This window comes from Roseovarius sp. MBR-154, from assembly GCF_053628595.1.
Genome location: NZ_JBRJGR010000001.1, coordinates 413,595 through 439,872 on the forward strand (window position 1 = coordinate 413,595; position 26,278 = coordinate 439,872).

Below are 26,278 nucleotides of genomic sequence, written 5' to 3' on the forward strand. Positions count from 1 at the left end.
GAGCCGTTTCAGACAAGGGTGGCGCAAACTGGTTAAGACCGTCTTAACGCCGATCGGTCAGCCGCGGATGGGCTGGTTTTCGCCCAGCGCGGGCGTATCGGGCACCTCGAAGGCCTTGCGTGGCCATGTCACCTCGACCAGGGCACCGCTGCGGGCGGCATCGAGCGCCTCTGCCCCGGTCGCATCGGCCCCGTTGGCGAAGGTCAGGTCCGCGCCGGAGCGTTCCAGCAGCGTCTTGGCGATGAAAAGGCCGAGGCCCATGCCCTCGTATTCCGGGCGGCGCGGGTCGGTTGCGGGGGCGCGGCGGCGGATGAACGGATCGCCGATGCGGCCCAGCATGTCGGCGGGATAGCCGCGCCCGTCATCCATGATGCGCAAGGTGATGGTATTGTCCCCCCAGCGGGTTTCGACCCAGACATTGGCGCGGGCGAAATCCACCGCGTTCTGGATCAGGTTGCGCAGCCCGTGGATGACCTCTGGGCGGCGCAACACGGTGGGCTGGTCGAGCAGATCCGCGCCGCCTGCGGCATGATCGAAATGAATGTGCTTGCCGCGGTCGACATGCGGCTCGGCAGCCTCTTCGACAAGCGCGGTGAGGGGGGTGCGGCGCAGGTGCAGATCGTCCTTGCCCGCCCGCCCCATGGAGCGCAGGATATCGCGGCAGCGGTCCGCCTGTTCGCGGATCAGGAGGGCATCGTCGCGCAGTTCGGGTTGGTCTTCGAGCTCTTCGGCCAATTCCGCGCTGGTCAGTTTGATCGTCGCCAGCGGGGTGCCCAGCTCATGCGCGGCGGCGGCCACCACGCCGCCGAGATCGGTCAGTTTCTGCTCGCGGGCGAGGGCCATCTGCGTGGCCTGAAGGGCGTCGGACATGGCGCGCATTTCCTGCACGATCCAGCGGGAATAGACGCCGAGGAACAGCACCGCGATCACGATCGCCACCCAACTGCCGAAGCGGAACACGTCGGGCACGCGCAGCACGAAGCCCTCTTCGGTGCGCAGTGGCAAGTAGAATTGCATCAGCAGTGTCACGATCACGATGGCCATCATGCCGAGAAAGCCGGTCGAGCGCCCCGACAACGCCGAGGCGGAGACGGTGACCGGGCCGACGATCAGGATGGTGAAGGGATTGTGCATGCCCCCCGTGAGATAGAGCAGCAGCCCAAGCTGGAGCATGTCGAAAAGCACGACGAGGAAGGTGTCCTGCTCCGACAGGCGCTTGTTCTCGGCAAAGACGAAGCCGGCGACAAGGTTCGAGGCGACCGACACCCCGATCACCAGAAAGCACAGCCCCAATTCGAGATTGAGGTGATAGACCCGGTCGGCGATGATCAGCGCGCTGGCCTGCCCGAAGATCGCCCACCAGCGCAACAGCACGAGCGTGCGCAGGCGGATCCAGTTGCCCCTGTCGCGGGCCTTGAAGAGACCGGGCGCGGTATCGGTCATATCAGGGGGCATGTCCATTGCGTGCGTGGTCAGGGATGCTAGATAGAGGGAGGGTTGCACCCCGTCCACCGAAACGCAAGGAAATCCACATGACCCGCCTGATCGCCATTGCCGCCGCCGTAATCGTTGTCCTGGGTCTCGGGGCGACCTATTACGTGATATCCGCCGGGGCGGGCGACGACGATCAGTTCGCGCAATGCCGGGCGTCGAACGTGGCGGGCGGTGCGGCGCAGATCGGCGGGCAATTCGAGCTGGTGAGCGAGACCGGCGAGACGGTCACCGACAAGGATGTGATCGACCAGCCGACGCTGATCTATTTCGGCTATACGTTTTGCCCGGATGTCTGCCCGATGGATGCCGCGCGCAATGCCGAAGCGGTGGATATCCTCGAAGAGCGGGGCGATATGGTGAAGCCGGTGTTCATTTCCATCGACCCCAAGCGCGATACGCCGGAGGTGGTGGCGGAGTTCACCGATTACCTGCATCCCCGGATGCTGGGCCTGACCGGCAGCGAAGCGCAGGTGAACGAAGCGTCCAAGGCCTATCGCACCTTCTTTCAGGCGCGTGACGAGGGCGATGACGAGTTCTACCTCGTCGATCACTCGACGATGAGCTACCTGACGCTGCCCGAGCACGGCTTTGTCGAGTTCTTTCGCCGCGATGTCACGGCAGAGCAGATGGCCGACCGGGTGCAGTGTTTTATCGAAGCCAGCTAAGCGTTTGTTTTGACGGGGGGCCGGGCGCGGGCTAGAACATCTGGCAACCGCGCGCAAACAGGAGGAGTGGCATGGCCGAGGACATGCAGGACATCGGTGACGACAAGACGCTGCTTCTGGTGGACGATGACGAGGCGTTTCTGAAGCGTCTGGCCAAGGCGATGGAAAAGCGCGGTTTCGAGGTCGAGACCGCGGGATCGGTGGCCGCCGGGCGCGCCATAGCGACCGCCCGGCCGCCGGCCTATGCGGTCTGCGACCTGCGGCTTGAGGATGGCAACGGGCTCGACGTGGTCGAGGTGATCCGCGAAAAGCGGCCCGACAGCCGGATCGTGGTGCTGACCGGATACGGCGCGATTGCCACCGCCGTGGCCGCCGTCAAGATCGGGGCGACGGATTACCTGTCGAAGCCCGCAGATGCCACGGATATCACCAACGCGCTTCTGGCCAATGGCGCGGACCTGCCACCGCCGCCGGAAAACCCGATGAGCGCGGACCGGGTGCGCTGGGAGCATATTCAGCGGGTTTATGAGCTGTGCGACCGCAATGTCAGCGAGACGGCGCGGCGGCTGAACATGCACCGGCGCACGCTGCAACGCATTCTGGCGAAACGCTCGCCCCGCTGATTGCCGATTTTGGCAACAGTTTCGTATTTTAACAGAGATTGTTCAGGAAAAAGGTTGTGTTAACAGACGTTAGATAGTCTGTGACGATCCAAAACGATAAACGGAGGTCCGATCTCGTGGGGGCGTGGCAATCATACCGGATGCGGCTGCGGCGCAAACGGGCCAAGGTGCGTGCCTTTCGGAAGCATTTCTCACTGCGCTCTGTCGTGGATCGCACCGACCGCATTCGACCCGGAGACGTGCTGCTGTTTTCGACCCTGCGGGATGAGCATATCCGGCTGCCCTATTTCCTGCGCTACTATCGCGACCTTGGGATTTCGCATTTCCTGATCGTCGATAATGACAGCACCGATGGCGGCGCGGATTATCTGGCGCAGCAGGAGGATGTGTCGCTGTGGTCCACCAAGGCGAGTTACAAGCGCGCGCGCTTTGGTGTCGACTGGCTCAACTGGCTGCAATCGAAATATGGGCATGGGCACTGGACGCTGGTGGTCGATCCGGATGAGTTTTTCGTCTATCCGTTCTGCGACACGCGACCCATTCGCGCGCTGACAGATTGGCTCGACACCTCTCAGGTCAAGTCCTTTGGGGCGATGTTGCTGGATATGTATCCCAAGGGCCGCATCGATGCGGTGCCCTATCGCGCCGGGCAGAACCCGATGGAGATTGCCGCCTGGTTCGATCCGGGCAATTACATGATCGAAAAGAACAAGAAATTCGGCAACCTGTGGATTCAGGGCGGCCCGCGCGCCCGCGTGTTCTTTCCCGACAACCCGAAAAAGGCGCCCGCGCTCAACAAGACGCCGTTGGTCAAGTGGCATCGGCGCTATGCCTATGAAAGCTCGACCCATATGGTGCTGCCGCGCGGGCTCAACCTGACCTATGACGAGTGGGGCGGCGAAAAGGCGAGCGGCATCCTGCTCCACGCCAAGTTTCTCGACACCTTCACTGTCAAGGCCGCCGAGGAGCTGACCCGCCGCCAGCATTATGCCGGCAGTGTCGAGTACAAGGCCTATGCCGAGGTGGTTCAGCACAAGCCCGAACTTTGGTGCAAATGGTCGGAAAAATATATAAACTGGCGGCAACTGGAAATCCTCGGGCTGATGTCCAAGGGGAACTGGGCATGAGCAACGGGGCAGTACACGCATGAGCGTCGGGATCATCATGCTGGTCCACACCGCCTTTGGCCGGGCCGAACAGGTGGCGCGGCATTGGGCGGCCTCGGGCTGTCCGCTGGTGATCCATGTCGACAAGGCGGTGCCGCGCAAGACCTACAACGCCTTTGTAAATGCCCTGTCGGATATAGAGGATGTCCGCTTTGCGCCCCGGCATCGCTGTGAATGGGGCACCTGGGGTCTTGTCGCCGCCACGCAGGGCGCCGCCGAGATCATGCTGCGCGACTTCAGGACAGTGCGCCATGTCTATCTTGCCTCCGGATCCTGCCTGCCGCTGCGCCCGGTGCAGGAGCTGATCGACTATCTCGCCCAGCGCCCGCATACCGATTTCATCGAGAGCGCGACGACGGCGGACGTGCCCTGGACCATTGGCGGCCTCGATCATGAACGCTTTACCTTGCGGTTTCCGTTCTCATGGCGGAACCATCGCTATCTCTTTGACAAATACGTGGCGCTGCAACGCCTTGTCGGGTTCAAGCGGCGCATTCCCAACGGCATCGTGCCGCATATGGGCAGCCAGTGGTGGTGTCTGACGCGGCAGACGCTGTCGGCGATTCTCGATGATCCGGAGCGCCGCCACTATGACCGCTATTTCTCCAAGGTGTGGATTCCGGACGAGAGCTATTTCCAGACCCTCGCGCGCCAGTATTCCCGCCAGATCGAGAGTCGGTCGCTGACGCTGTCGAAATTCGACTATCAGGGCAAGCCGCATATTTTCTACGACGATCACCTGCAACTCCTGCGACGGTCGGACTGTTTCGTGGCGCGCAAGATATGGCCCTTTGCCGATCGCCTCTATGAGGCGTTTCTGACCGATCCGGCGGGGGCGATGAAGCGCACAGAGCCCAACCCCGGCAAGATCGACCGCATTTTTGCCAAGGCGGTGGAGCGGCGCACGCGCGGGCGGCCCGGCCTTTACATGCAGAGCCGCTTTCCGGTCGAGACCCGCGAGAACGGGCTGACCTGCGCGCCCTATTCGGTGTTTCAGGGATTCAGCGACCTCTTTGAGAATTTTGAGCCGTGGCTGGCGCGAATGACGGGGATGCGGGTGCATGGGCATCTTTTCGCGCCGGAGCGGGCCGAGTTCTCGGATGGGCAGAAGGTCATGAACGGGGCGCTTTCGGACAGTGCGGCGTTGCGCGACTACAACCCGCGCGCCTTTCTCGCCAGCCTGATCTGGAACACGCGCGGCGAGCGGCAGTGTTTCCAGTTCGGGCCGCGCGACATGATCGAGGAGATCGAGTGGTATATCGCCAAGGACCCGAATGCGCAGGTCTCGGTGATCTCGGGGGCCTGGGCGGTGCCGCTGTTCAAGTCGAACGGCAATTTCTCGGACATCCGGCGCGAGGCGGCGCTGTTGCAACAGATCGAGAGCCAGCATCTCAAGGTGCTGCGCTCGCCCTGGACCAAGGCGCGGGTGCGGATCTGGACCATGGCGGAATTTATCGAGGCCCCGATGGAGCCGTTGCAGACCATCATCGACGAGATCGGCCAGCAGAACCTGCGCGGTCTGGCCGAGGTGCCGCGCATGGCGGATCTGACCGGATTCGGACAATTCCTGCAGAACCTCAAGAACCAGGGGATGCACCCCTATCTGATGGGCGATTTCCCGGTCGAGCAGGGCATCCACAGCCCGCAGCAGGGCGCGCGTAAACCCTATCTGGTGCATAAGAGTGAATGACAGGCCCGTTTGATTATTTCGTCGTGTTCGCGGAAATGCGCACCGGCTCCAACTTTCTGGAAAGCAATTTGAACGCCTTTGACGGGATCGAATGCCATGGCGAGGCGTTCAATCCGCATTTCATCGGCTACCCCAACAAGACCGAATTGCTGGGGCTGACACAGGCGGAACGCGACGAGGAACCGACGCGCCTGATCGGTGCGATCAAGGGGCAGTCGCGGGGTATCGGCGGCTTTCGGTTCTTTCACGACCATGACCCGCGCGTTCTGGATCATGCGCTCGACGATCTGCGCTGCGCCAAGATCATCCTGACGCGCAATCCGGTCGACAGTTACGTGTCGTGGAAGATCGCGCAGGCGACGGGGCAGTGGAAGCTGACCAATGTGAAACGCCGCCGCGATGCGCCGATTGCCTTTGATCCCGGCGAGTTCGAGACACATGTCGCCAAGTTGCAGGCGTTTCAGGTGTTCCTGCTGAACCGGCTTCAGGCGACCGGTCAGACGGCGTTCTACGTGGCCTATGAGGATTTGCAGAGCCTTGATGTGATGAACGGGCTGGCGCGGTATCTGGGCTGCGAAACACGGCTGGAGGCGCTCGATGCCTCGCTCAAGCCGCAGAACCCCGAACCATTGGAGAACAAGGTGTCGAATTTCAGGGAGATGGAGCATGCGCTGGCCGGGCGCGACCCCTACAACCTGACCCGCACCCCGAATTTCGAGCCGCGCCGGGGCGCCGCCGTGCCCGGCTTCGTCAGCGCCGTGCGCGCGCCGCTGCTCTATATGCCGATCCGGTCAGGCCCCGAGGCGGAGGTGCGCGCCTGGCTGGCCGCGCTCGATCAGGTGGGTGAGGAGACGCTGCCCTCCAAGCTCAATCAAAAGGCGCTGCGCCAGTGGATGCGGCACAAGCCCGGGCATCGGCGGTTCACCGTGCTGCGTCATCCGGTGGCACGCGCCCATGCCGCGTTCTGCGACAAGATCCTGATCAAGGGGCCGGGGTGCTATCGCGATATCCGCCGCACGCTGCGCAATTTCCACAAACTGCCGATCCCCGGCAACCTGCCCGACGAGGGCTATGATCCGGCCGCGCACAAGGCGGCGTTTCTGGGGTTTCTGGAGTTTCTCAAGGCCAATCTCGCCGGGCAGACGTCGATCCGGGTCGATGCCCATTGGTGCACCCAGGCCGCCGCCATCGAGGGGATGGTGCAGTTTGGCGCGCCCGACATGATCCTGCGCGAGGACGAAATGCCGGGCTATCTGGCCGCGCTGGCGCGGCAGGTCGGTTATGCGAGGCCGCCGACGCCGCCGGTCGCTGCATCGCAAATGCCATTTGCCCTGGCCGATATCTATGACGCGCGGATCGAGGATCTGGCACGCACGGTCTATCAGCGGGATTATGTGTTGTTCGGGTTTGGGGCCTGGCGGTAGCACAATCGGGATTGGCCTGAAGCGGACATAGCACCTTCGGTGCGTTTCGCGCGGGATGCGGCAACGACCGATTCAGGCCAAACGATCACTTTGACCCCGCGGTGCTCAGGCCGCCTGTGCCGCCTGAGCCTCGGTCACGATGGTGTAGAGCGTGGCGGGATCGTTATTGGCGCGCAGCTTGGCGCAGAGCGAGGTGTCGCGCAGCGTGCGCGACACCAGGGCGAGCGCCTTGAGATGCTCGACCCCCGCATCCTCGGGGGCAAAAAGCGCGAAGGCGATATCGACCGGCTGCCGGTCCACCGAATCGAAATCGATCGGCTTCTCCAGCAGTGTCAGCACGCCCACCACCTGATCGAGCCCGTCGATTCGCGCATGCGGGAGCGCCACGCCATTGCCAACGCCGGTCGGCCCCAGGCTTTCGCGTTCCAGCAGCGCCTCAACAGCGTGGGAATGCGGCACGCCATAGGCGGCCTCGACGATGAACCCAAGCTCCTGCATCAGACGTTTCTTGCTGGTGGCGCCGTATAGGATGCGCACTGCCTCGGGCTTGAGGATCATTGGTAAGTCCATTCGTCGAGCCGCACTGACAGGGGAATTGTCGCCCGTCACCTTATGTTAAGGGTCAATCCAGCCGATATTGCCGTCTTCGCGGCGGTACACGACATTGACCGTCTCTTTTCCCTCTTTGCGAAAGACCAGAACTGGTGCCCCTGCAAGCTCCATCTGCATGACCGCCTCGCCGACCGAGAGAGAGGGAATTTGCGCTTCCATCTCGGCCACGATGATCGGTTGCAGGCTCTCGGGTTCCGATTCCACCTCCTCGCCATTCGCCGCGAGGATATAAGAGGACGCGCCGAAGAGTTCAACCGGCTCCGCACGCTCGCGATGGTGATCTTTCAGACGGCGTTTATACCGGCGAAGTTGTTTTTCCATTTTGTCGCAGCACGCGTCGAAGGCGGCATAGATTTCATGCGCCTTGGCGCTCGCCTGTGCCGTCAGTCCGGTGGAAAGATGCACGACCGCCTCGCAGGCAAACTCGCTCGCGCTCTTGGAAAAGACGACAATTGCATCGGTCGGACGCTCGGCGTATTTGGCGACCGCCGTGCCCAGCTCTTCCTTGACATGCGTTTGCAGCGCCTCGCCAATGTCGATCTGCTTTCCACTGATTTGATAACGCATCTTGTCTCCTTCGCTTGAGAAACCGGGGCCGCGCGCGGCGCGCCTGCGCCGCGATCCAGCCTAGCCTCGGATGCTGATAAATGACATGTGTTTCGATTGTCCCAAGACAGGCCCGTGTCGCGGGGGCCATTCGGGGAACAGCGCGAGAATACAACATGTCATGCCTCAATTGACGCGCGTTCCCGGCGTTTTGTCAATCTGATTTGCATCCCGTCAGAGCGGATTCGCCGATGACGGCGATCACGAGATCCGAAAGCTGTCGCCGAGATAGACCCGGCGCACGTTCTCGTTTTCCACCACATCCCTCGGGCTGCCGGACATGAGCACCTGCCCGTCATGCAGGATATAGGCGCGATCCACGATTTCGAGCGTCTCGCGCACATTGTGATCGGTGATCAGCACGCCGATGCCGCGCTTCGTCAGGTCGGTCACGAGGTGCCGGATATCCCCCACGGAAATCGGATCGACCCCGGCGAAAGGTTCGTCCAGCAGCAGGTATTTCGGCTCGGCGGCAAGGGCGCGCGCGATTTCGACGCGGCGGCGCTCGCCGCCCGAGAGGGCAAGCGCCGGCGCGCGGCGCAGATGCTCGATGGAGAATTCGGACAGCAATTGCTCCAGCCGCTTGCGGCGGAGATCCCGGTTCTTCACGGTCATGTCGAGAATTGCCAGGATGTTGTCCTCGACCGAGAGCCCGCGAAAGATCGACATTTCCTGCGGCAGATAGCCGATGCCCAGCTTGGCACGGCGATACATCGGCAGGCTGCTTACCTCGCGCCCGTCGATATAGACATGCCCGCCCTCATGCGGCACCAGACCGGCAATTGCGTAAAAGGTGGTCGTCTTGCCCGAGCCGTTGGGGCCGAGCAGGGCGACCACCTCGCCGCGATCGAGCGAGAGCGACACATCCCGGATGACGACGCGTTTGCGATAGCTCTTGCGCAGGCAATCGACCCGCAGGCCGGTGTCTTCGGCGGTATGGGCAAGAGACAGATCCGGGCGGGTCATTCGCGCGTCTCCGCCTGCAGTAGGGTCTTGACCCGGCCCACGACGCGCGCCGTTCCCGCCTCGGTATCGACGAACATGGCGTCGCCCGCGACCGCGTCTGCGCCCTGCACCACGAGGACGTCGCCGCGCAGTTCGATCATTCCGGTCACGATGTTGTAATCGGCGCGCGCCGCCTCGGCGGCGTCGGCCCCGTCGACGAGGGTGACGCCGCCGGTCGCCTCGATCCGGTCGATGCTGCGGCTGTCCGAGGAATAGACCACCAGCACACGCGGCGCGGCGATCCGCATTGCCCCTTGCGCGATCACGACAGACCCGGCAAAGACGGCGGTATTGTCGTTCTGGTTCACGTCGAGACTGTCAGATGTCACCTCGATCGGCAGGTCGCGGTCGCCCGGAGAGCTGCCAAAGGCGACTTGCGCGCCCTGTGCCGCGGCAGACAGCGGCAGGCAGGCCATCACGATCCCGGCCATAAACGGTTTCAAATCAAGCACGTGCCTCAATCCCCCAAGTCTTCGGGACGATATACCAGCTTCACCCCCCCGGTGAAAAGCAATTCCACCTCGCCGCGGCTGGTTTCGTCGTGAATCAGCAGACCTCCGGCAGACAGGCGCCCGAACCGGCCATGCGCCGACAAGGGACTTGAGGTGCTGACGCGGAGCGTGTCGAACCGCGCCTCGAGGCGGTCGGTTTCGATCACGTAGCCGGTCGACGTGGTGATGCGGACGCCGTCGCGCAATTCCGCCGTCACGGTTTCGGGCGTGACCTCGGCCCGTTCGGCGCGGATCGTCACCGTGGTGCTGTCGCGCAGGCGGAGCAGAACGACCATATGATCCGCGGTCGGCTGCGCAAGGCCGCTGTCCCCCGGTCGCGCGATGGCGGCCGAGATGCGGATCTCGTCGCCCTTGTTCGTGACCCCGGCAAAGATCGGGTTGGTGAAGCCGGGATCCCCGGCCCGTTTTTCGAGATCGACCTGCGCGATGGGAATGGATTTCGAGGGATCGACGGTTTCCGAGATCAGGAAGACCGTTGACAGCAGGGACAGCGCGGCGAGGGGCAGCAGGATTTTCATCCCGGTCACGATCTGCGAATGTGTGTCGCCGCCCCGCGCCATGCTCAATGGGCGAAAATGTCGATTTCCGGCCAGCCGGCCAGATCGAGCCGTGCGCGCATCGGCAGGAACGCGAAACAGCCCTGCGCCATGTCGCTGCGCCCCTCGCGGGACAGACGCTTGTCGAGTTCTTCGCGCAGGCGATGCAGGTAGAGCACATCCGAGGCGGCGTAATCGAGCTGCGCCTCGGTGAGTGCCTCGGCACCCCAGTCGGAGGTCTGCTGTTGCTTGGAGATATCGACGCCCAAGAGTTCCTGAAGCAGGTATTTCAGCCCGTGCCGGTCGGTATAGGTGCGGATGAGTTTCGAGGCGATCTTGGTGCAATAGACCGGTTCGGCCAGCGCACCGAAGGCATTGTACATCGCCGCGATGTCGAACCGCCCGAAGTGAAAGAGCTTGAGCACATCCGGGTCGCGCAGCAGCCGCTCCAGGTTGGGCGCGCTGGTTTGACCCTTGGCCACCTGCACCAGATGCGCGTTGCCGTCGCCGCCCGAAAGCTGCACGACACACAGCCGGTCGCGATGCGGGTTGAGGCCCATCGTCTCGCAGTCGATCGCCACGACGGGGCCGAGATCCAGCCCGTCGGGCAGGTCGTTCTGGTAAAGGTGGTTCGCCATCGGATATCCTTGTGTCCCGCACGGCGTGCGGGCTGACTGTCATACGGGATCGAAATCCCGATTTGCTTAGGCCGTTTCGGTCCTTGTCTCAACCCGGATTTAAGCCGCCCATGGCGGGAATTCCAGCCCAGGCCGCAGCGGGGAGGGGCAAAGCGGCTTGCGGTCGGCCCGGTGCTCGGCCACAAAGTGCCGCAAGAGGAGACAGCACCCATGCCCAAGACCCATTCCGATCAGACCGAAAATCGCGCCGCCGATTACCTTGCCCGGCGGCTCTATGAGGCGGGCTGCCGCCATGCATTTGGCATGCCGGGGGGCGAGGTTCTGACGGTGATGGATGCGCTGGCGCGGGCCGGGATCGAGGTGACATTGGCGCGTCACGAGAACGCCGCCGCCTTCATGGCCGAGGGGGTCTGGCACCGCACCGGCGCGCCCGGTATCCTTATTGCCACGCTGGGGCCGGGGGTGCTGAATGGCGTGAACGCCATCGCCAACGCGCATCAGGACCGTGTGCCGCTGATCGTCATTTCCGGCTGTGTCGATGCCGATGAGGCGCTGACCTATAGCCATCAGATCCTCGATCATGAGGCGGTTCTGGCGCCGATCACCAAGGCGACGTTTCGCCTGACGGCGCAGGGCGCGGATATCATCGCCGACAAGGCGGTGGGCATCGCCACCGAGGGGAGACCGGGCCCGGTTCATATCGACGTGCCGATTTCCGTGGCTGACATGCGCGTGACACTGCCACGCCTGCGCCGCCGCCCGGATGCGGTGCCTATGGTGCCCGCCGCGCCGGGGGAGGCGCGCGACTGGCTGGCCGGGGCCGAGCGCCCGGTGATGATCGTGGGGCTCGATGCGGTCAACGAGGGGGCGGGCGCGACGATTTTGGAGGTCGCTGAACGCCTGAACATTCCGGTCATTACCAGCTACAAGGCCAAGGGGATCATTCCCGAGACGCACCCGCTGTGTCTGGGCGGGGCGGGCCTGTCGCCTTTGGCCGATGGCATTCTGGTGCCGCTTGTGGAGCGGGCCGACCTGATCCTCTGCGTCGGCTATGATCCCATCGAGATGCGCCCCGGCTGGCGCGAGATCTGGGATCCGTCGCAGGTGCGGGTGATCGACATCGCCGCCGTGCCGAATGATCAATACATGCATCAGGCGACGATGAATGTGGTGGGGGCCTGCGGGCCGTCGCTGGCGGCCATTGCCAAGGGGGTGACGCCCCGCACCACATGGCCCGGCGGTGAGGTGGCAGAGGTGCGCGCGGCGCTGGCGCATGCCTTTCCGAGGGATGATGACTGGGGCGCGGCGGCGGTGATCGCCGAGGCGCGCGCGGTGTTGCCCGAGGACTGCATAATTACCGTCGATAGCGGCGCGCATCGCATCCTGCTGTCGCAGATGTGGGTGACACACCATCCCCGCAGCGTGCTGCAATCCACCGCGCTTTGCACCATGGGTTGCGCCGTGCCGCTGGCCATGGGGGCCAAGATTGCCACGCCCGAGGTCACTGTGGTCAGTTTCTCGGGCGATGCCGGGTTCCTGATGGTGGCGGGGGAGTTGTCGACCGTGGCGGAACTGAACCTGCCGATGATCTTCGTCGTCTTTGTCGATGCAAGCCTTGCGCTGATCGAGAAGAAGCAGCGCGAGCGGCAGATGCTCAATCTCGCCGTCGATTTCGGCCATCACGATTTCGCGGCCATCGGCCGGGCCTTTGGTGGCAATGGCGTGCGGGTGACGAACCGGGCGGAGTTGCGCGCTGCGCTGGAAGAGGCGCAACAGGCCGACAGGTTTACCGTCATCGCCGCGGAAATCGACCGCGGCTCTTATGACAATCGTATCTGAGGAGATGCCCATGCCCGGCCCGCTTGCTGGTCTCGTTGTTCTCGACCTCAGCCGGATTCTGGCGGGGCCGACCTGCACGCAGCTTCTGGGCGATCTGGGGGCTGAGGTGATCAAGATCGAGAGCCTGGCGGGGGATGATACGCGCCAATGGGGGCCGCCCTTTGCGCTGGATGCGGCGGGGCAGGCGACGGACCTCTCGGCCTATTTCATGTCCTCGAACCGCAACAAGCAATCCGTGGCGGTGGATCTGACCGATCCGGACATGCAGCGCATGCTGCACGATCTGGCCGGGCGTGCGGATGTGGTGATCGAGAATTTCAAACCCGGGGGCCTGCGGAAATACGGCCTCGACCACGAGACGCTTTGCGCCGCCTGGCCGGGCCTTGTCTATTGCTCGATCTCGGGATTTGGGCAGACCGGGCCGAACCGCGACAAGCCGGGCTATGACCTGATGGCGCAGGGCTTTGGCGGGATCATGTCGATCACCGGCGAGGCGGGCGAAGAGCCGATGAAGGTGGGCGTGGGCGTGGCCGATGTGGTTTGCGGGCTTTATGCCGCCACGGGCATTCTGGCGGCGTTGCGGCACCGGGATGCGACCGGTGAGGGGCAGCATATCGACCTCGCGCTGGTCGACAGCACCATGTCCTGGCTGGTCAATCAGGGGCTGAACTACCTGACCTCGGGCACTGCGCCGACGCGTGCGGGCAATGCGCATCCGAATATCGTGCCGTATCAGGTCTTTGCCACCTCGGATGGCTATGTGATCGTCGCGGTGGGCAATGACAGCCAATATGCCCGGTTTTGTGATTATCTGGGGCAACCCGACTGGGCCACTGATCCGCGTTTCGTCACGAACACAGCGCGATTGGCGCATCGCGACACCCTCGTGCCGATGATCGCGGAGGCGCTGGCCGAGCGGACAATGCAGGATGTGATCGACGGGCTGGAGGCGCGCAAGGTGCCGGTGGGGCCGGTCAACACGATCGAACAGGCGCTGGAAAGCGATCAGGCGCAGGCGCGGGGGATGACCATCACGCTGCCCGCGCCGCAGACCGCGACGGGCGAGGTGCGGCTTATCGGGAATCCGCTCAAATTCTCGCGTACGCCGGTCAGTTATCGGTCTGCCCCGCCTGCGACGGGCGCGGATACCGAGGCGGTATTGAAGCGGCTCAGGGATAAACTGTAACCTCGGCTCGCGGGCACGTGATTTGCTGCGACTCGGGGTGTCGCGTAGCCCTCGGCGTATCAATCCGGAGGATTATTCATGCAACGATTTCTGAAACTTCTCGCAATTCTAACTGTCCTTGCCGCGCCCGCGCAGGCGCTGGAGCCGCGCGAGGGCTGGGTGATCCACGACACCAGCAAGAGCTTTGCCGATCTGGTGCAGGCGGTGCGTGACGCGGTCAGCGAGGCACCCATTGCCATCGTCACGCAGGCGAGCGCGTCGGACGGCGCGCGCGGGCAGGGGATCACCATTCCCGGCAACCGGATTTTCGGGCTTTACCGCAACGATTACGCGCGCCGCATGCTGGAGGCGAGCATCGCCGCCGGGATCGAGGCGCCGATTCGGATGTATGTGACTGAAGACGCCGACGGCACCGCCACCCTCAGCTACAAGACGCCGACGGCGGTCTTTGCCCCCTATTTCGACGAGGGCGGCGAAATGTTGCGCGATCTGGCCACGGAACTGGATGGAATTTTCGAAACTGTCGCGAAATCCGCCACCGCCGAATGATCTTTGGGCGGCAGGCGGAGACCTGTTCCACCTTTTGGCAGAAAGACGCCTATTTTGTTCGTCTTATGCGGCAGCAAGGCTGCCCTGTTCCCGTGATATGAGTTAAACTGCGGATAACGTGTTGGTGAGGTCCGCCCCGCTCTTGTTGCGGGTGTCATATATAGCGGGCTAGCTGAGACTTGAATGATTGCCGAAAAAGGATACCGGGCCATGCGTCATGATCAATTCGGGTACGAGATTTCCGTATCGTCCCCCACTGCCCTTGCGGCCTGGGACAAGTTGGTACTGGCCTTTCTCGCCCATGCCGCGACAACGCCCGAACATCTTGGCACGGTGCTGAGCGAGGCGCCGGAGTTTGCGATGGCGCATGCCACAAAGGGGCTGTTCCTGCTGATGCTGGGCCGCAGGGAGATGAACGAGACCGCGCAGGAGGCCTACAGGTCGGCACTCGCCTGTGCGCGTGAGGGCAATCCGACGGCGCGCGAGATGGGCTATGTGCGCGGCTTGGGCGCGTGGCTTGACGGGCGCCCCTCCGAGACGGTGCGCGAGATGGAGGCGGTGCTGGCGCGCTGGCCCGAGGATGCGCTGGCGATGAAGATCGGCCACGCGACCCGGTTCATCCTTGGCGACCGGCACGGCATGCGGGCGTCGCTCGAGGCGCTGTTGCCCGCCTATGACGCGCAGAACCCGGCGCGCGGCTATCTTTTCGGCTGTCACGCCTTTTCGCTGGAGGAAACCGGTGATTATGCCCGCGCCGAGACCGCCGGGCGCATGGGGTTGAGCCTGTCGCCTGACGATGCCTGGGGGCTGCATGCGGTGGCGCATGTCTTTGACATGACCTGCAACGCGCGCGCCGGGCTCGACTGGCTGGAGGGGCGCGAAGGGGCCTGGGCGCATTGCAACAATTTCCGCTATCACGTGTGGTGGCACAAGGCGCTGATGCATCTCGATCAGGGCGAGATCGACGCGGTTTTCGCCCTTTATGACCAGGAGATTCGCCGCGACAAGACCGACGATTTCCGCGACATCTCGAACGGCACCTCGCTGCTGATGCGGCTGGAGCTGGAAGGGCATGACGTGGGCGACCGCTGGGAAGAGCTGGCCGACATCTCGGAGCGCCGGACCGAGGATGCCTGCCTGATCTTTGCCGATCTGCATTACCTTCTGGCATTGGTCGGCGACACCCGCGACGTGGCGATCAAGCGGATGATGGCGCGGCTGCACCGCGACGCGAAGAAGACCAATGCCGGAGAGCTGATGGCGCGCATGGCGAATCCCGGCTTGTCCGCTGCGACAGGGCTTGAGGCCTTCGGGGAAGGGGATTACAAGACGGCGTTCCTCAACCTTGGAAGGGCGCGTCGTTCCATGCAACTGGCCGGGGGCAGCCATGCCCAACGTGATGTCTTTGAGCGGCTCACCATAGATTGCGCGATCCGGGGCGGTTTCCTGGACGAGGCAGAGACCATCCTTCAGGAACGCGCGACGCAGCGCGCCGGGCGTCTCGACAGTTATGCAAGCACGCGGCTGGACCTGATCAACGCCTCGCGCGGGGACTGGGACGAGGCAGATCGCCTGCCCGCCGAGTAAACCCGGCACGACATTTCACAAGGAGCCGACACCGCGATGACGAGTGTTGCCGATCCGGCCATGCCACACAGCCGCGCCAGAAAGGCGACGGCACCTGTCGCCACGACCCGCGATATCCGGCTGGATTTCTTTCGCGGGCTGGCGATGTTCATCATCCTGTGCGCCCATACCCCGCGCAATTTCTTTACCAGCTGGATTCCGGCGCGCTGGGGCTTTTCGGATGCCACCGAGATCTTCGTGTTCTGCTCCGGCATGGCCTCGGCCATTGCGTTTGGACGCACCTTCGACCGGGCAGGCTGGACGCTTGGCACCGGGCGCGTGGGCTTTCGCGTCTGGCAGGTCTATTGGGCACATATCGGCATGTTCTTTGCGATTGCCACGTTGCTCGCGGCCTTCGATCACTTTGGCGATTTCGACAAGACCTATATCGGCACGCTGAACCTGTGGAAGTTCTTTGCCGATCCGGGGCCGCAACTGGTGGGGATTTTCACCCTCACCTATGTGCCCAATTATTTCGATATCCTGCCGATGTATATGGTCATCCTGGTGATGATGCCGCTGATGATGGCGCTGAGCCGGGTCAGCGTCTGGGCGGCGTTCGCGGCGATAGGTCTGATCTGGCTTTTCGCGCAACGCGCCGTGCTCGACGCGCTGGGTCTTGTCGACCTGCATCTGGGCTTTCCGGCAGAGCCGTGGTCGGATCGCAAATGGTTCTTCAACCCGTTCGGCTGGCAGTTGGTGTTCTTCACCGGCTTTGCCTTCATGCGCGGCTGGATCCCGAAACCGCCGGTGCATCCTGTGCTGATCTTGCTGGCGCTGGTGATTGTGATCGGCAATATTCCGCTGTCCAATATCGGCGTGCGCGAATTCGGGTTCGACTGGGCGCGCGACTGGCGCATCGCCAATCGCGAACTGTTCAACAAATCCGATTTCGGCATCCTGCGCTACGTGCATTTTCTCAGCCTGGCCTATCTATGCTGGGCTGCCGCCGGTGAGGGCGGCGCGCGGCTGAGGGCGGTGGGCACCGGGGTAGTGGCGCGCGCATGGCGCGTTTTGCTCAGGATGATCCTCAAGGTCGGGCAGCAATCGCTGGCGGTTTTCGTCTTTTCGATGGTCTTCGCGCGGTTCTCGGGCTTTGTCATGGACCAGATCGGACGAACGACATGGAACATGGTGCTTGCCAACTGCGTTGGGTTCGCATCGTTGATCCTCGTGGCCTATTCGGTGGCGTGGTTCAAATCACATCCTTGGCGAGGCGCAAAATGATCCGGCGCGACGTTCTGAAGTCCTTTGGCGCGTTTGCGCTCTGGCCCGGTCTGGCGCAGGCCGGGTCCGGCACGCCGTTTTCCGAGGAGGCGCTGCTTGATCTCGCGCGCGAGGTGTCGGCGAAACCTTATGCAGAGCGTCCGACCGTGCCCGAGGCATGGCGCAACCTGACCTATGATCAATATCGCGCCATCCGTTTCGATACCGATCAGGCGATCTGGGCAGGCACCGATACGACGCTTGAATTCGATGTGTTCCCGCCGGGCCTGTATTTCCCGCGCGCGGTCGAGGTCAATCTGGTCGAGAACGGTCAGACGCGGCGGCTCGATTTCGACCTGTCGCTTTATGAAAAGCACGAAATCGTGCCGGATCTGCCGACCGAGGGCGATTTGGGCTATTCCGGCATTCGTCTGCGCGCCGAGTTGGAGAAGCCGGGGATCTTTCAGGAATACGCCGTGTTTCAGGGGGCCAGCTATTTCCGCGTGATCGCGCGCGATCTGGTGTACGGCCTGTCGGCGCGGGGGCTGGCGGTGAATACCGGCGCGCCGGAGGGCGAGGAGTTTCCCGATTTCACCCGGTTCTGGATCGAGAAACCGGATGCGGGCGTCAGCACGCACAAGGTGCATGCCCTGATGGAGAGCCCGTCGGTGACCGGGCTTTTCCATTTCACCCTGCGGCCCGACGGGGTGGAGACCGAGGTGGATGTGCGCTGCACGCTGATGCCACGGGTGCCGCTGGAGAATGTGGGCATCGCGCCGCTCACCTCGATGTTCTATTTCGACGCGACCAATCGTCACCGGTTCGACGATTTCCGTGCCGGCGTGCATGACAGCGACGGGCTGAGCATCCTCAACGGCAATGGCGAGAAGCTGTGGCGGCCTCTGGGCAATCCGCGCGATCTGCAGATCTCCAGTTTCGTGGATAACAACCCGCAAGGATTCGGCCTTGCGCAGCGGTCGCGCGCCTATTCGGATTTCCACGACCTTGAGGCGCATTATCACGAACGTCCCAGCCTCTGGATCACCCCGGGCGAGGAGTGGGGGCGCGGTGCGATCACGCTGGTTGAAATTCCGACCGACAAGGAGATCTACGACAATATCGTGGTCTTCTGGCGTCCCCGCGAGCCGTTGGCAGACGGCGCAGAGCACAGCTTCAGCTATGCCATGACATGGACCGGCGGCATCGAGGAGAAAAAGCCGGTGGCGCAGGTGATCGAGACCCGCATCGGGCGCGGCTTTCCCAATGACATGCGCAAGGTGGTGACGATTGATTTCGCCCCGCATGACGCGCTGCCCGAAACGTACGATGACCTCGTGGTCTATGTCTATTCCAGCCGGTTGGAGATTGCCGGGGGTTTCGTGCAGCGCAATCCCGAAACCGGCGGTCCGCGCCTTGCCTTTTCGTTCGACCCGGGTGAGGTGACGGCGGCTGAAATCCGGGCGCAGCTTTTCCACGAGGGGCGCGGCGTGTCGGAAGTGTGGCTGTACAGATGGACCGCCTGACCGCCTTTCCCGGCGCGGGGCAGATGCCGCCGCCTGCCCCTCTGGATCATCCGATTCAGAGCCTGCGCGCCGCGCATCATGACCCGAACGCGCCTGCATGGCGGCCCAATCTGAATTACTGGTGGCGGCGTGCCGCCACGTTCCTGCCTGCCACGCTGACCACGGGCGCGCTTGGTCTTGCCTTTGGCGAGTGGCTGTCGGTCGGGGGCATGTGGTGGCTGGAATGGGTGCTGCTGGCGCTGGTGATGGTCACGTTTTTCTGGATTGCGCTGGCCGTGGGCACGGCGACGCTGGGGCTGGCCTGTCACCTGATGCACAGGCGCGCGCAGGCGTGTGCGACGCCCGCGCCGCTGAACGTGGCACTGCTGGTGCCGATCTATAACGAGGACACGTCAGAGGTATTCGGCAATGCCAGTGCCATGATGTCGGCGCTGCGTGCTGCGCGGCCCGCGCATCGCTTTGAGCTGTTCATCCTGTCGGATACGCAGGATGCAACCATCGCCATGGCCGAGAGCCGCGCCTTTGCCACGCTGCGCGCCGCGCTGCCGCCCGATTGCGCGGTCTGGTATCGCCGCCGGGTGCAGAATACCGGGCGCAAGGTGGGCAATATCGGGCAATGGCTGGAAAACTGGGGGGCTGCGCATGACGCGATGCTGGTGCTCGATGCCGACAGCCTGATGAGCGCCGAGGCGATCATTGCGCTGTCCGACGAGATGTCGGCCGATCCCACGGCGGGCCTCATTCAATCGGCGCCGATGGTGGTGGGGTCTGACACGCTCTTTGGGCGGATGCAGCAGTTTTCGGCCGCGGTTTACGGCACGCTGCTGTCCGAGGGGCTGGCGGGCTGGACCGGGTCCGAGGGCAATTACTGGGGCCATAACGCCATCTTGCGCACCCGGGCCTTTGCCGATTGTGCGGGGCTGCCGGAGATGCCGTCGCTGACCGGGCAGGGCGGGATGATCCTGAGCCACGATTTCGTCGAGGCGGGGCTGTTGCGTCGGGCCGGGTGGGCGGTGCGCTTCATGCCATCGGTCAAGGGCAGCTATGAAGAGCCGCCCGCGACCCTGATCGACTATGCGCTGCGCGACCGGCGCTGGTGCCATGGCAATCTGCAACATCTGAGCCTGCTGGCGACGCGCGGCTTTCACGCCGTGTCGCGCTTTCATCTGTTTCACGGCGCGATGAGCTATCTTCTGTCGCCTGCCTGGTTCGGCCTGCTGGTGATCTGGGCGCTTCTGGGCAATGGGCCGGACAGCGTGATCAGCTATTTCTCGATGGAGAACCCGCTCTACCCGGTCTGGCCGGAGATGAGCCGGGTAAGTTCGGTCCTGATCCTGCTCTTCATGTATGGCATGCTGCTGGCGCCGAAGCTGATGGGCGCATTGGCGCTTGGCCTGACGGATGTGCCGATCCGTAGCTTTGGCGGGGCGGCGCGGTTTGGCGTGTCGCTGGCGGTGGAGATCCTGCTGTCGATCCTCTATGCGCCGATCATGATGGTGCAACAGCTGGTGGCGGTGCTGCGCTCGGTCATCGGCATGCGCCCGATCTGGTCGCCGCAGGCGCGCAGGGGCGGCGATTACAGCCCCGGAACGGTGCTGAAATTCCATTTGCTGGAAACGGCGAGCGGTGCGTTGCTCTGTGTCGGGATGGCTGCGGGGGTGGTGTCGCTCTGGCTGCTGCCGATCGCGATCAGCCTGATTGCCGCCGTGCCGCTGTCGATGCTGTCGGGGCTGCGGCTGGGGGAATGGCGCGCGCTGCGCCACGTCATGGCCACGCCCGAGATGACCGACACGCCGCCGATCCTGCTGCTGGCCCGCACGCATCGCGCGCTGTTCCGCTCGGCACAGACGCAACCGATCGCGGCGGAGTAGGCGCCGCCGCGTGTCTTTGGCTGTGCAGGATTTATGCGCGCGTCCGGTTTCTCGCATCGACAGCGCGCCGCGACCGCTTTAGGCTGTCCTCTGAAAGGGGTCGCGTCATGCCGCTTACCCAGCTTGTCTATGCCTCGCGGCCCTTTGGCTTCGATCAGGCGACATTGTCTTCGATCCTGATGGATGCCCGCCGGGCCAATGTGCGGGACGACATCACCGGCGCGCTGATCGCGCGGCACGATCTCTACCTGCAACTGCTGGAAGGGCCGCGCGACAAGGTCGCGGCGGCCTATCAGCGTATCCGCCGGGATGATCGTCATGTCGAGGTGACGCGGCTGGTGGAGCGCTGTATCGAGACGCGGCTGTTTCCCGGCTGGGCGATGCGCGACGACCCGGCGCAGAGCTGGGTCTGGAGCATCGAGGCGGTGCGCGACGGCGCGATAGAGCGGACGAACGAGGGCGAGGTTCTGGGTTTTTTCAAGCTGCTTGCGGATCAGGGCGTGGTGCCGCCGCGTGAGGCGTGACGCGAAATATCCTTAAGCGTGTGAAATTAGTCCGAGTAACCACTTAAAGACGTAGCTGGCCCGTCTCTGGACGGGGCGAGGCCCATCAAATCCCGCAAATCCCGCACTTTGGTCAGATAAACTTACCAGAATACTTGTTTTTGCATCATCAACCTTTACGATGGTGCGCGTGTGGTAGGCATTCAGCACCGAATCGCCTTTGCAACTGACGTGCGCCTGCCATCGGACACGAATGATGCATACGCATAAATGGGAGGATACCATGACAGACAAGGCGAAGTTTGACCGCCGTACGTTCCTGCGCCGCGCAGCGGTAGGGGCACCGGTGGCGGCTGCGAGCAGCCTCGCGGCACCAGCGGTATTGGCGCAATCGCCGATCGTGCTGAAAATGCAGACATCCTGGGGTGCCGGGAACATCTGGCAGGAATTCGCACAGGACTATGCCGACCGGGTGGAGGAAATGTCCGGTGGCCGTCTCAAGATCGACGTGCTGCCCGCGGGCGCCGTCGTGGCTGCGTTCCAGGTTCTCGATGCCGTGAATGACGGTGTTCTAGACATCGCGCATTCAGTGCCGGTCTACTGGTACGGCAAGAACAAGGCGGCGTCGCTCTTTGGCACGGGCCCGGTGTTCGGCGGTTCGGCGACCACGATGCTGAGCTGGTTCTACGAAGGGGGTGGCAAGGCGCTTTATGACGAGCTGACGCAGGATATCCTGGGTATGGATGTCGATGGTTATCTCGGCTTCCCGATGTTCGCGCAGCCCTTTGGCTGGTTCAAGGGCGAGGTGAACACGGCCGCTGACCTCGAGGGCTTCAAGTATCGCACCGTGGGCCTTGCGGCGGACCTGCTTCAGAGCATGGGCATGTCGGTGGCGCAGCTTCCGGGCGGCGAGATCGTGCCCGCCATGGAGCGTGGCGTGATCGACGCGTTCGAGTTCAACAATCCGTCCTCGGACAAGGATTTCGGCGCGCATGACGTGGCGAAGAACTACTACCTGTCGTCTTACCATCAGGCATCGGAAAGCTTCGAGTTCCTGTTCTCCAAGTTCACCATGGAAGAGCTGGACCCGGACCTGCGCGCGATCCTGAAATACGGCGTCGAGGCCGTGTCGACCGCGAACACCGCCAAGGCGATGCGTCGTTACTCGGCAGACCTCAAGTGGCTTCAGGAAGAGGCCGGTGTCACCGTTCACCGCACCTCCGAGGAGATCCTTGCCGCGCAGCTCGACGCATGGGACAAGCTGATCCCCGTGCTTGAAGAGGATCCGTTCATGAAGAAGACTCTCGACAGCCAGCGCGCCTGGGTCGAGCAGGTCACCTTCTACGAGCTGATGAATGCGCCTGATCTGGAGCTGGCCTACGATCACTATTTCCCGGGCAAGCTCAAGCTCTGAGTGCGGGCAAAGACCTGATTGAAACAGGCCCCGGCGCAGAAAACGCCGGGGCCGCTTTCCAACTAACGGGGGCATCTCGTGATCGGTTTCATTCGCTTCGCCGACAACCTGTCGGCCTGGTTCGGCAAGGCTTTTGCCTGGCTCATTGTCCTGATGTCGGTGGGCACCGGCTATGAGGTGGTTTCTCGCTACCTGTTCAACGCGCCGACCGCTTGGGCGCTTGACGTGTCCTTCATCATGTATGGCACGCTGTTCATGATGGGCGGGGCCTACACGTTGTCGCGCGGCGGGCATGTGCGGGGCGATTTCCTTTATCGACTGTGGCAGCCGCGCAATCAGGCCAAGATCGACTTTGTGCTTTATATCCTGTTCTTCTTCCCAGGCGTGACCGCGTTGATCTTTGCCGGCTGGAAATATGCCGCAGCCTCTTGGTCCTATGGCGAGGTGTCGGTCAACAGCCCGGCGGGCGTGCCGATCTACCAGTTCAAGACGGTGATCGTCGCCGCCGGTATCTTGCTGTTCATTCAGGGCATGGCGCAGGTCTGCCGCTGCATCCTGGCGATGCGCACCAATGAATGGCTGCCCGCCGACGAGGACGTCTTCGAGACCGAGGACCTGTTGATGCAAAAGGCCTCGCAGGCCGAAAAGGACGCACATCCATGACCGATCCGCAAATCGCCCTGATGATGCTGGGCCTGTTCATCGTCTTCGTGTTTCTGGGCTTTCCGATTGCCTTCACGCTCATGGCGATGGGTATCGGCTTTGGCTATTACGCCTATTTCGAAGAGCGTCGGATGTGGCGCGAATTCAACCGGCTCGATGAGACGGTGGCCAGCACCTGGGATCAATGGTCCCTCTGGCTGGAGGGGTTCTTCAATAACCGAATATTCGATCTGTTCGTGAACCAGACCTTCACGGTGATGTCGAACGAGGTTCTGACCGCCGTGCCGCTGTTCCTGTTCATGGGCTATATCGTCGAACGTGCGAATATCGTGGATCGCCTGTTTTCCACGCTCAACGTCGCGGCCAAGAACATGCCCGGCTCGATGGGTGTGGCCGCCCTCATTACCTGCGCGCTGTTTGCGACCGCCACCGGCATCGTCGGCGCGGTGGTGACGCTGATGGGCCTCTTGGCGCTGCCCGCGATGCTCAAGGCGCGCTATGATCCGTCGTTTGCGAGCGGAATCATCTGCGCGGGCGGCACGTTGGGCATTCTGATTCCACCGTCGATCATGCTGATCGTCTATGCGGCGGCGTCGAACGTGTCCATCGTGCGGCTTTACGCGGCGGCGCTCTTGCCCGGGCTGGTTCTGGTCGGACTTTACCTGACCTACGTGATCGGTCGAGCGATCATCCAGCCCTCGGTCGCGCCGAAACCGAGCAAGGAAGAAATACCCGACATCCCGATGGCCAAGCTCATCGTGATGATCGTGACCTCCTTCGTGCCGTTGGCGTTTCTGATCATGGCGGTGCTGGGCTCGATCCTGTTTGGCCTCGCGACGCCGACCGAGGCGGCGTCCATCGGCGCACTTGGCGGGATCTTCCTCGCCTTCGTCTACCGGGCGATGACATGGCAGCGGATGCGTGAGAGCGTCTATCTGACGGTGCGCACCACGGCGATGGTCTGCTGGCTCTTCGTCGGCTCCTACACCTTCTCGGCGGTGTTCTCCTATCTGGGCGGCGAGCATATCATCTCGGAATTCGTGCAGGGGCTGGACCTGAGCCCGCTGGAATTCCTGCTGCTGGCGCAGCTGATCATCTTCCTGCTCGGCTGGCCGCTGGAATGGTCCGAGATCATCATCATCTTCGTGCCGATCTTCCTGCCGCTGTTGCAGTTCTTCGAGGTCGATCCGCTGTTCTTCGGCATCCTCGTGGCGCTCAACCTGCAGACCAGCTTTCTGACGCCACCGATGGCCATGTCGGCCTATTACCTCAAGGGGATCGCGCCACCGGAAATCAAGCTGACGCAGATCTTCGCCGGGGTGATGCCGTTCCTGTTCTGCGTCTTCATCTCCATGGCGCTGATGTATATCTACCCGCAGATCGTCTTCTATCTGCCGGAGCTGATGTATGGCGGATAAGATCGACATGCTCTCACTGGACGCTTGCGCTTTGCGCGAGCGTCTGGCCTCGGGCGCGCTCAAGGCTGTCGAGTTGATTGAGGCGTGCATCGCCCGGATCGAGGCGCGTGAGCCGGAGGTGCAGGCCTGGGCGTGGTTCGATCCCGACTTTGCGCGGCATCAGGCCAGGGCGCTCGATGCGCATCGGCAGGCGGGGCGGCCCATCGGGCCGCTGCACGGGCTGCCGGTTGCTTTGAAGGATATCATCGACACGGCGAAAATCCCTACCGAGAACGGATGTGCCCTCGATCAGGGGCGCGTGCCGATCAAGGATGCGGCGCTCGTCGAACGGCTCCGGGCGGCGGGTGCGGTGATCATGGGCAAGACGGTCACGACCGAGCTGGCCTTCATGCAGGCGGGCAAGACACGCAATCCGCATAACCTCGCGCATACGCCCGGGGGCTCGTCCTCGGGTTCGGCGGCGGCGGTGGCCGACGGGATGGTGCCGCTGGCCGTGGGCACGCAAACGGGTGGCTCGGTGATCCGGCCTGCCTCTTACTGCGGCGTGACCGGGTTCAAGCCCAGCTTTGGCGCGATCCCGCGCACCGGTGTGCTGATGCAGTCGCCCACGCTCGACACAGTTGGGGTGCTTGCCCGCACGCCCGCCGATGCGGCGCTCTTGTGCGAGGTGCTCATGGGCTATGATGCGGGGGACAAGGCGACATCGCCGCAGCCTAGCCCGGCCTTGCTGAACATCGCGCAGTCGAAACCGTTGGTGAAGCCGGTCTTTGCATTGGTGAAACCGCCGGGCTGGGATGAGGCCGACCCGCAGTTGCATGCCGCCTTCGACGAATTGGCCGAGACGCTTGGTGAGCAGGTCTTCGAGGCCCCGCTGCCCAGGGCGTTCGATGAGGCGGCGGAGATCCGCGAGCGGATCAATTTCGCGGAAATGGCGCGCTATTATTACCGCTATGCCAAGCAGATCGACACGCTCGGCCCGCGCACGCAAGAGGCGCTGAGCAAGGGCAACGCGACCCTGGCACGCGACTACATTGCGGCGCTCGACTGGCCCGATGTGCTTTATGCGGGTCTGGACGAGATATTCGACCGCTGCGATGCAATCATTTGCCCTGCCGCCACCGGGCCCGCGCCCGAGGGGCTGGAGTTTACCGGCAGCGCGATCTTCAACGGGCTCTGGACGCTGACCGGCGTGCCGGCTGTGACCGTGCCCGCCTTTACCGCCGAGAACGGCCTGCCGATGGGCGTGCAGATGGTCGCCGCGCGCGGCAACGATGCGCGTCTCCTGCGCACGGCGAACTGGTTTCAAGACTGGCTGCTTCAGGCCGGGGAATGACGAAAGGATGACGACATGAACAGGCTACTGGCACTCTTCGCCTTCGCGGTTCTGGCCGCGTTTCTCTATATCTTGGCAAGCGAGATCGGCGAGATCGACCTCTGGATCGTGACCGTCTTTGCCGCCGGGTTGGCAGCTTATGATTTCATCACCTCCAGCAAGAACAAGAGCTAGGC

Annotated in this window: 25 protein-coding genes; 18 read left to right on the top strand and 7 right to left on the bottom strand. The window is 63.2% G+C overall.

Annotated elements, in window-relative coordinates; translation table 11 throughout:
* Positions 1–57: 57 nt before the first annotated feature.
* On the bottom strand, positions 58–1,443 hold the full coding sequence (gene regB, locus ACSSV4_RS01980; RefSeq protein ID WP_454273398.1) for a sensor histidine kinase RegB: 1,386 nt from the start codon (positions 1,441–1,443) through the stop codon (positions 58–60).
* 89 nt (positions 1,444–1,532) lie between these two features.
* Here regB and ACSSV4_RS01985 point away from each other — a divergent pair, with 89 nt between their 5' ends.
* The 5 genes from ACSSV4_RS01985 to ACSSV4_RS02005 all read left to right on the top strand — a co-directional run bounded on the left by ACSSV4_RS01985 (position 1,533) and on the right by ACSSV4_RS02005 (position 7,062).
* Positions 1,533–2,159 (top strand): SCO family protein, encoded by a 627-nt coding sequence (locus ACSSV4_RS01985; RefSeq protein ID WP_454273089.1) that lies wholly within the window; start codon positions 1,533–1,535, stop codon positions 2,157–2,159.
* Between the two features lie 71 nt (positions 2,160–2,230).
* Positions 2,231–2,782, top strand: a complete 552-nt coding sequence (locus tag ACSSV4_RS01990; RefSeq protein WP_454273090.1) for an ActR/PrrA/RegA family redox response regulator transcription factor — start codon at positions 2,231–2,233, stop codon at positions 2,780–2,782.
* Positions 2,783–2,922: 140 nt separating this feature from the next.
* The gene (locus tag ACSSV4_RS01995) at positions 2,923–3,909 is read left to right on the top strand and encodes a glycosyltransferase family 2 protein (RefSeq protein WP_454273091.1); all 987 of its coding nucleotides are present in this window, start codon (positions 2,923–2,925) and stop codon (positions 3,907–3,909) included.
* Positions 3,910–3,928: 19 nt separating this feature from the next.
* On the top strand, positions 3,929–5,638 hold the full coding sequence (locus tag ACSSV4_RS02000) for a DUF5927 domain-containing protein (RefSeq protein ID WP_454273092.1): 1,710 nt from the start codon (positions 3,929–3,931) through the stop codon (positions 5,636–5,638).
* A complete protein-coding gene (locus tag ACSSV4_RS02005) occupies positions 5,635–7,062 on the top strand; it encodes a sulfotransferase family 2 domain-containing protein (RefSeq protein ID WP_454273093.1) in 1,428 nt (475 codons plus the stop codon). Before ACSSV4_RS02000 ends, ACSSV4_RS02005 begins: the two co-directional genes overlap by 4 nt.
* 105 nt (positions 7,063–7,167) lie before the next feature.
* On the opposite strand, the gene ACSSV4_RS02010 is transcribed toward ACSSV4_RS02005, so the two are convergent.
* From ACSSV4_RS02010 to ACSSV4_RS02035, 6 genes are all read right to left on the bottom strand, one after another.
* Entirely contained in the window at positions 7,168–7,632 is a 465-nt protein-coding gene (locus tag ACSSV4_RS02010; protein ID WP_454273094.1) for a PTS sugar transporter subunit IIA, read from the bottom strand.
* Positions 7,633–7,677: 45 nt separating this feature from the next.
* Positions 7,678–8,241, bottom strand: coding sequence for a ribosome hibernation-promoting factor, HPF/YfiA family (gene hpf, locus ACSSV4_RS02015; protein WP_454273095.1), 564 nt, complete (start codon positions 8,239–8,241; stop codon positions 7,678–7,680).
* Positions 8,242–8,481: 240 nt separating this feature from the next.
* Complete coding sequence (gene lptB / locus ACSSV4_RS02020) at positions 8,482–9,246, bottom strand: LPS export ABC transporter ATP-binding protein (protein WP_454273096.1); 765 nt, start codon at positions 9,244–9,246, stop codon at positions 8,482–8,484.
* A complete protein-coding gene (lptA, locus tag ACSSV4_RS02025) occupies positions 9,243–9,716 on the bottom strand; it encodes a lipopolysaccharide transport periplasmic protein LptA (protein WP_454273097.1) in 474 nt (157 codons plus the stop codon). Before lptA ends, lptB begins: the two co-directional genes overlap by 4 nt.
* A 26-nt stretch (positions 9,717–9,742) precedes the next feature.
* Complete coding sequence (gene lptC / locus ACSSV4_RS02030; protein ID WP_454273399.1) at positions 9,743–10,315, bottom strand: LPS export ABC transporter periplasmic protein LptC; 573 nt, start codon at positions 10,313–10,315, stop codon at positions 9,743–9,745.
* 44 nt (positions 10,316–10,359) lie between these two features.
* Entirely contained in the window at positions 10,360–10,971 is a 612-nt protein-coding gene (locus ACSSV4_RS02035; protein WP_454273098.1) for a ribonuclease D, read from the bottom strand.
* A 210-nt stretch (positions 10,972–11,181) separates the two neighbouring features.
* Here ACSSV4_RS02035 and ACSSV4_RS02040 point away from each other — a divergent pair, with 210 nt between their 5' ends.
* The 13 genes from ACSSV4_RS02040 to ACSSV4_RS02100 all read left to right on the top strand — a co-directional run bounded on the left by ACSSV4_RS02040 (position 11,182) and on the right by ACSSV4_RS02100 (position 26,276).
* Positions 11,182–12,810: a thiamine pyrophosphate-binding protein gene (locus tag ACSSV4_RS02040; RefSeq protein ID WP_454273099.1), complete on the top strand. Its 1,629-nt coding sequence runs from the start codon at positions 11,182–11,184 to the stop codon at positions 12,808–12,810.
* Positions 12,811–12,820: 10 nt separating this feature from the next.
* Positions 12,821–13,996 carry a CaiB/BaiF CoA transferase family protein gene (locus ACSSV4_RS02045; RefSeq protein ID WP_454273100.1) on the top strand — a complete coding sequence of 392 codons (1,176 nt, stop codon included), beginning with the start codon at positions 12,821–12,823 and terminating at the stop codon, positions 13,994–13,996.
* Between the two features lie 78 nt (positions 13,997–14,074).
* A complete protein-coding gene (locus tag ACSSV4_RS02050; protein WP_454273101.1) occupies positions 14,075–14,545 on the top strand; it encodes a DUF302 domain-containing protein in 471 nt (156 codons plus the stop codon).
* 210 nt (positions 14,546–14,755) lie between these two features.
* A complete protein-coding gene (locus ACSSV4_RS02055; RefSeq protein ID WP_454273102.1) occupies positions 14,756–16,132 on the top strand; it encodes a tetratricopeptide repeat protein in 1,377 nt (458 codons plus the stop codon).
* A 36-nt stretch (positions 16,133–16,168) separates the two neighbouring features.
* The gene (locus tag ACSSV4_RS02060; RefSeq protein WP_454273103.1) at positions 16,169–17,398 is read left to right on the top strand and encodes an OpgC family protein; all 1,230 of its coding nucleotides are present in this window, start codon (positions 16,169–16,171) and stop codon (positions 17,396–17,398) included.
* Positions 17,395–18,900: a glucan biosynthesis protein gene (locus ACSSV4_RS02065; RefSeq protein WP_454273104.1), complete on the top strand. Its 1,506-nt coding sequence runs from the start codon at positions 17,395–17,397 to the stop codon at positions 18,898–18,900. Before ACSSV4_RS02060 ends, ACSSV4_RS02065 begins: the two co-directional genes overlap by 4 nt.
* The gene (gene mdoH / locus ACSSV4_RS02070; protein ID WP_454273401.1) at positions 18,888–20,771 is read left to right on the top strand and encodes a glucans biosynthesis glucosyltransferase MdoH; all 1,884 of its coding nucleotides are present in this window, start codon (positions 18,888–18,890) and stop codon (positions 20,769–20,771) included. The genes ACSSV4_RS02065 and mdoH overlap by 13 nt, the downstream gene beginning before the upstream one ends.
* A 107-nt stretch (positions 20,772–20,878) precedes the next feature.
* Complete coding sequence (locus ACSSV4_RS02075; protein ID WP_454273105.1) at positions 20,879–21,295, top strand: BLUF domain-containing protein; 417 nt, start codon at positions 20,879–20,881, stop codon at positions 21,293–21,295.
* A gap of 262 nt (positions 21,296–21,557) precedes the next feature.
* On the top strand, positions 21,558–22,688 hold the full coding sequence (locus ACSSV4_RS02080; RefSeq protein WP_454273106.1) for a TRAP transporter substrate-binding protein: 1,131 nt from the start codon (positions 21,558–21,560) through the stop codon (positions 22,686–22,688).
* Positions 22,689–22,766: 78 nt separating this feature from the next.
* Positions 22,767–23,351 carry a TRAP transporter small permease subunit gene (locus tag ACSSV4_RS02085; protein ID WP_454273107.1) on the top strand — a complete coding sequence of 195 codons (585 nt, stop codon included), beginning with the start codon at positions 22,767–22,769 and terminating at the stop codon, positions 23,349–23,351.
* On the top strand, positions 23,348–24,769 hold the full coding sequence (locus ACSSV4_RS02090) for a TRAP transporter large permease (protein WP_454273108.1): 1,422 nt from the start codon (positions 23,348–23,350) through the stop codon (positions 24,767–24,769). Before ACSSV4_RS02085 ends, ACSSV4_RS02090 begins: the two co-directional genes overlap by 4 nt.
* Positions 24,759–26,102 (top strand): amidase, encoded by a 1,344-nt coding sequence (locus tag ACSSV4_RS02095; RefSeq protein WP_454273109.1) that lies wholly within the window; start codon positions 24,759–24,761, stop codon positions 26,100–26,102. Before ACSSV4_RS02090 ends, ACSSV4_RS02095 begins: the two co-directional genes overlap by 11 nt.
* 15 nt (positions 26,103–26,117) lie before the next feature.
* Positions 26,118–26,276 carry a hypothetical protein gene (locus ACSSV4_RS02100; RefSeq protein WP_454273110.1) on the top strand — a complete coding sequence of 53 codons (159 nt, stop codon included), beginning with the start codon at positions 26,118–26,120 and terminating at the stop codon, positions 26,274–26,276.
* Positions 26,277–26,278 lie beyond the last annotated feature (2 nt).

Bases quoted from the DNA above. Each gene is read 5' to 3' on its own strand.
- regB (WP_454273398.1), bottom strand. From the start codon at position 1,443: ATGACCGATACCGCGCCCGGTCTCTTCAAGGCCCGCGACAGGGGCAAC.
- ACSSV4_RS01985 (WP_454273089.1), top strand. From the start codon at position 1,533: ATGACCCGCCTGATCGCCATTGCCGCCGCCGTAATCGTTGTCCTGGGT.
- ACSSV4_RS01990 (WP_454273090.1), top strand. From the start codon at position 2,231: ATGGCCGAGGACATGCAGGACATCGGTGACGACAAGACGCTGCTTCTG.
- ACSSV4_RS01995 (WP_454273091.1), top strand. From the start codon at position 2,923: ATGCGGCTGCGGCGCAAACGGGCCAAGGTGCGTGCCTTTCGGAAGCAT.
- ACSSV4_RS02000 (WP_454273092.1), top strand. From the start codon at position 3,929: ATGAGCGTCGGGATCATCATGCTGGTCCACACCGCCTTTGGCCGGGCC.
- ACSSV4_RS02005 (WP_454273093.1), top strand. From the start codon at position 5,635: ATGACAGGCCCGTTTGATTATTTCGTCGTGTTCGCGGAAATGCGCACC.
- ACSSV4_RS02010 (WP_454273094.1), bottom strand. From the start codon at position 7,632: ATGGACTTACCAATGATCCTCAAGCCCGAGGCAGTGCGCATCCTATAC.
- hpf (WP_454273095.1), bottom strand. From the start codon at position 8,241: ATGCGTTATCAAATCAGTGGAAAGCAGATCGACATTGGCGAGGCGCTG.
- lptB (WP_454273096.1), bottom strand. From the start codon at position 9,246: ATGACCCGCCCGGATCTGTCTCTTGCCCATACCGCCGAAGACACCGGC.
- lptA (WP_454273097.1), bottom strand. From the start codon at position 9,716: ATGGCCGGGATCGTGATGGCCTGCCTGCCGCTGTCTGCCGCGGCACAG.
- lptC (WP_454273399.1), bottom strand. From the start codon at position 10,315: ATGAAAATCCTGCTGCCCCTCGCCGCGCTGTCCCTGCTGTCAACGGTC.
- ACSSV4_RS02035 (WP_454273098.1), bottom strand. From the start codon at position 10,971: ATGGCGAACCACCTTTACCAGAACGACCTGCCCGACGGGCTGGATCTC.
- ACSSV4_RS02040 (WP_454273099.1), top strand. From the start codon at position 11,182: ATGCCCAAGACCCATTCCGATCAGACCGAAAATCGCGCCGCCGATTAC.
- ACSSV4_RS02045 (WP_454273100.1), top strand. From the start codon at position 12,821: ATGCCCGGCCCGCTTGCTGGTCTCGTTGTTCTCGACCTCAGCCGGATT.
- ACSSV4_RS02050 (WP_454273101.1), top strand. From the start codon at position 14,075: ATGCAACGATTTCTGAAACTTCTCGCAATTCTAACTGTCCTTGCCGCG.
- ACSSV4_RS02055 (WP_454273102.1), top strand. From the start codon at position 14,756: ATGCGTCATGATCAATTCGGGTACGAGATTTCCGTATCGTCCCCCACT.
- ACSSV4_RS02060 (WP_454273103.1), top strand. From the start codon at position 16,169: ATGACGAGTGTTGCCGATCCGGCCATGCCACACAGCCGCGCCAGAAAG.
- ACSSV4_RS02065 (WP_454273104.1), top strand. From the start codon at position 17,395: ATGATCCGGCGCGACGTTCTGAAGTCCTTTGGCGCGTTTGCGCTCTGG.
- mdoH (WP_454273401.1), top strand. From the start codon at position 18,888: ATGGACCGCCTGACCGCCTTTCCCGGCGCGGGGCAGATGCCGCCGCCT.
- ACSSV4_RS02075 (WP_454273105.1), top strand. From the start codon at position 20,879: ATGCCGCTTACCCAGCTTGTCTATGCCTCGCGGCCCTTTGGCTTCGAT.
- ACSSV4_RS02080 (WP_454273106.1), top strand. From the start codon at position 21,558: ATGACAGACAAGGCGAAGTTTGACCGCCGTACGTTCCTGCGCCGCGCA.
- ACSSV4_RS02090 (WP_454273108.1), top strand. From the start codon at position 23,348: ATGACCGATCCGCAAATCGCCCTGATGATGCTGGGCCTGTTCATCGTC.
- ACSSV4_RS02095 (WP_454273109.1), top strand. From the start codon at position 24,759: ATGGCGGATAAGATCGACATGCTCTCACTGGACGCTTGCGCTTTGCGC.
- ACSSV4_RS02100 (WP_454273110.1), top strand. From the start codon at position 26,118: ATGAACAGGCTACTGGCACTCTTCGCCTTCGCGGTTCTGGCCGCGTTT.